Origin of the sequence: Cellulomonas biazotea (assembly GCF_004306155.1) — a bacterium.
Lineage (GTDB): Bacteria > Actinomycetota > Actinomycetes > Actinomycetales > Cellulomonadaceae > Cellulomonas > Cellulomonas biazotea.
Genome location: NZ_BIMR01000469.1, coordinates 1 through 3,240 on the forward strand (window position 1 = coordinate 1; position 3,240 = coordinate 3,240).

Annotated in this window: 2 protein-coding genes; both read right to left on the reverse strand. The window is 79.1% G+C overall.

Annotated features, from left to right (window positions below; all coding sequences use genetic code 11):
• A partial coding sequence (locus CBZ_RS20210) for a hypothetical protein (protein WP_218022838.1) occupies window positions 1-1,552 on the reverse strand: 1,552 nt, incomplete at its 3' end.
• Window positions 1,549-3,240, reverse strand: a 1,692-nt coding sequence (locus CBZ_RS21260) for an FtsX-like permease family protein (RefSeq protein WP_218022839.1), incomplete at its 5' end; no start/stop codon positions are given. The genes CBZ_RS21260 and CBZ_RS20210, both read right to left, overlap by 4 nt.

Consider the following 3,240-nt stretch of genomic DNA (forward strand, 5'->3'; position numbering starts at 1 on the left):
TGGTGCGGGCGCGCGCCATCGCGAGCAGCGGACCGGCCGTGCGGGACCGGCGTGCGGCGCCCAGCGCGACGCCGACGAGCGGCGGGACGCCGCGCCACAGCAGGAGCCCGCCCGCGGCGGCGACGAGCACGGGCGCGGAGGCGAGCACCAGGTCGGCGGGGCCCGAGAGCGACACGACCCCGCGCCGCAGCAGCGCGGCGGTCGCGCCGACGGCGAGCACGAGCAGTGCCGCCTCGAGCGAGACCTTGCGGACCGTACGGACGCGCTGGGCGAGCCGGCGACGGTGCCGGTCGGTCGGGACGCGGCGCGCGTCGCCCTGCCGTGCGGTCGTCGCCGCGAACGCGGGCGGTGCGAGCGCGCCGACCGTCACGACGACGAGGACCCAGGGCCAGGTCACGGTGCCGGGTGCCACGAGGGCGCCGAGCACCAGGCCCACCGCGGCCCCGACGGCGACGACGACCGCGGACTCGGCTGCCGCCGCCCCGGCGATCCTCGCGAGCGACCGCCCGCGGGCGCGCACCGTCCGCAGCGCGGTGGTCCGTCGCCTCGCGAGGAGGTCGGCGGCGACGAGCAGCACCAGGGCTGCGCCGGACGCCAGCCCGGTGAGCACGACGACGGCCTGCGACCAGGTCGCCCCGACCCGCGCACCGACCTGCGTGAGCAGCAGGTCCAGTCGTGACGTCACGCGCACGTCGGGCCCGGGGACGGTGAGCGACTCGGGCGACGCCTCGAGTGCCGCGACCTGCCGCACGAGGTCGCCCGACCCGGCGTGGTCGAGCGCCTGCGGGTCGACGGGGAGCCGGAAGGTGCGCGTCACGCCGTCCGGCTCGAGCGCGGCGCGGGCGGCGGGGAGCGACGCCGACGACAGCAGTGCGCCGACGACGGTCGTCCGCCCGGTGCTCGGGCCGTAGACGCGGGGCTCCAGGATCTCGGGCCGCTCCGTCCACACGCGGTCCTGCGGGTCGTCGGCGCTGAACACCCCGGTGACGAGGACGGGGACGGCGGTGCCGTCGGCCGTGCGCACCGCGAGGGTCCCGCCGGCGCGGACGTCGAGGGAGCGGGCGACGGTGTCGGAGAGTGCGAGCTGCACGGCGCCGTCCGGGCCGGGTCGGCCGGGAGCCACGCCGTCGAGCCAGCGGACCGCGGGTTCCTGCCCTGCCCACAGGTAGGTCATCCACAGCAGGCCGCCGGTCGGCAGCCCCGGGGTGCTGACCGCGAGCTGGGTGCTGCTCGCCGTGGCGACGGGTGCTCCGAGGACGGCGGCCAGCGACGGCGGCAGCCCGGCGTCGATCTGCCGCGCGACGTCGTCGACGCCGATCGTGGTCTCGGTGGCCGGCGCGGCGGGGTCCGACCCGCCCGCGCCGTACCTGCTCGTGACGACGAGGTCGGCGGCCGGGTCGGCCTCCTCGACCGCGGTCCGCACCGCGGTGTCGGCCTGCCGGGTGAGCAGCCGCGGGACCGCGTCGGTGAGGCCGACCAGCAGCGCCACGACGAGCGCGGTCACCAGCAGGGGCCACAGGTCGGCGCGGGCCCGGCGCCACGCGGCGCTCATGCGAGCGGCTCCATCCGGAGGCGGGCGATCGTCGAGCGGCGCACCGCGCGGGCCGCGAGCGGCACGACGATCACCGCGCACCCGACCAGGAGCAGCACGAGCGCCGTCGCCTGCGCGGGCCACGGCCACTGCGGGACGGCGGCGGGCACGGGCGCGAGCCCGTCGGCGGACACCGCGAGCAGCGGGCCGACGGACCAGCACGCGAGGACGCCGAGCAGGCCCCCGAGGAGCACGGGCGCGGCGGTGAGGAAGCCCTGCTCGGCGAGCACGGACGCGAGCACGGTCCGGCGAGGGGCGCCGAGGCCGTGCAGGCGGGCGACGTCGAGCTCGCGGGACTGCAGGGCGGTCGTGGCGTGCAGCGCGGTCCCCGCGAGGGCCAGGGCGAGGGCGGCGACCACCAGGAGCGCTGCGGCGCCCCGCTGCGCCGCGCGCAGGGGTCCGTCGACGGCCTCGTGCGCGACCTCGGCGCGTGCGGTGACGGGGCCGGCCCCGTCGGCGAGGAGGGCGGCGGCGCCACCGGGGTGGACGTCGCCACCGACCCACCACGCGTCGGTCAGGGGCCCGAGGTCTCCCTGGCTGAGGGCGACCCGGGACAGCGTGTCGACGTCCGCGAGCACGGCCGGCCCGCGCGGCTGCGACGGGACGTAGGGGAGGACGCGCTGCACGGTCGCCTCGACCCGGGTCAGACCCAGCGAGACCTGCACGCCGTCGCCTACGCCGACGCCGAGCTCGTCGGCGAGCGGCGCCGCCACGACGACCGGGACCTGGTCGACCGGCTCGAACGCGAGCGCGGTCAGGGTGCCCTCCGCCCAGAGGAGCCCGGGCAGCGCGACCGTGCCGTCCAGCGTGACCCGCACGCCGTCCGGCACGTCGTCGGCGGAGACCTCGTCGAGCGTGGCGACCACGAAGCCGTCGCGGGGCGGGGTCGCGACCGACCACGAGCCGCCGGGAGCCGAGGACGCGCCGCGCAGCGTCACGTCGAGGGCGAACCCGGGGGAGCGCTGCCGGTCCGGGTCCCCACCGGCGGCCGACAGCCGGGCGTCGACCGCCACCACGCGAGCGTCCTGCGGCACGGCGACGGACACCGTGGTCGTGCCGCCGTCCAGCGGGACGGTCCCGACGGCCAGCGCGGCACGCGCCCCGTCGCCGTCCTGGACCACGAGGCTGAGCGCGGCGGTGACCGGGACGCCGTCCTCGACCCGCCCCGACACCAGGACCTCCGTCGGTGTCTCGGTGAGCAGCACGCCGCTGACCGTGTCCGCCGGTGCCAGCCCGGCGGTCGCGTCACCCCAGCCGCCCGCCGGGGGTCGGCCGCGCAGGAGCCCGTCGGCGTCCCGCGTGTCCACGGCGACGAGCCGGACGGGCTGGTCGCCGCCGTTGGCGCGCGACCCGAGCACGGTCGGTCGGGTGGTGGCCGGGCTGACCCGACCGCCCGTGGCGGCGTGGACGGCGGCGCCCGAGCCGAGCGCGTCGGCAGGCGCCGCGACGGACAGGTCGGTGCCGACGGCCGCGGCGGCCTGGTCGTGCTGCGACCGGGTCCAGGTCGCCGCGAAGCCGACGCCGAAGGTCGCGCACGCCGTCGCGAGCACCAGCAGGAACGCCGCGGCGGCACCCTGACGGCGCCGCGCGACGCCCCAGGCTGCGAGCGGCAGCGTCAGCCTGCGGCTGGACCCGGCGCGTGCGTCGAC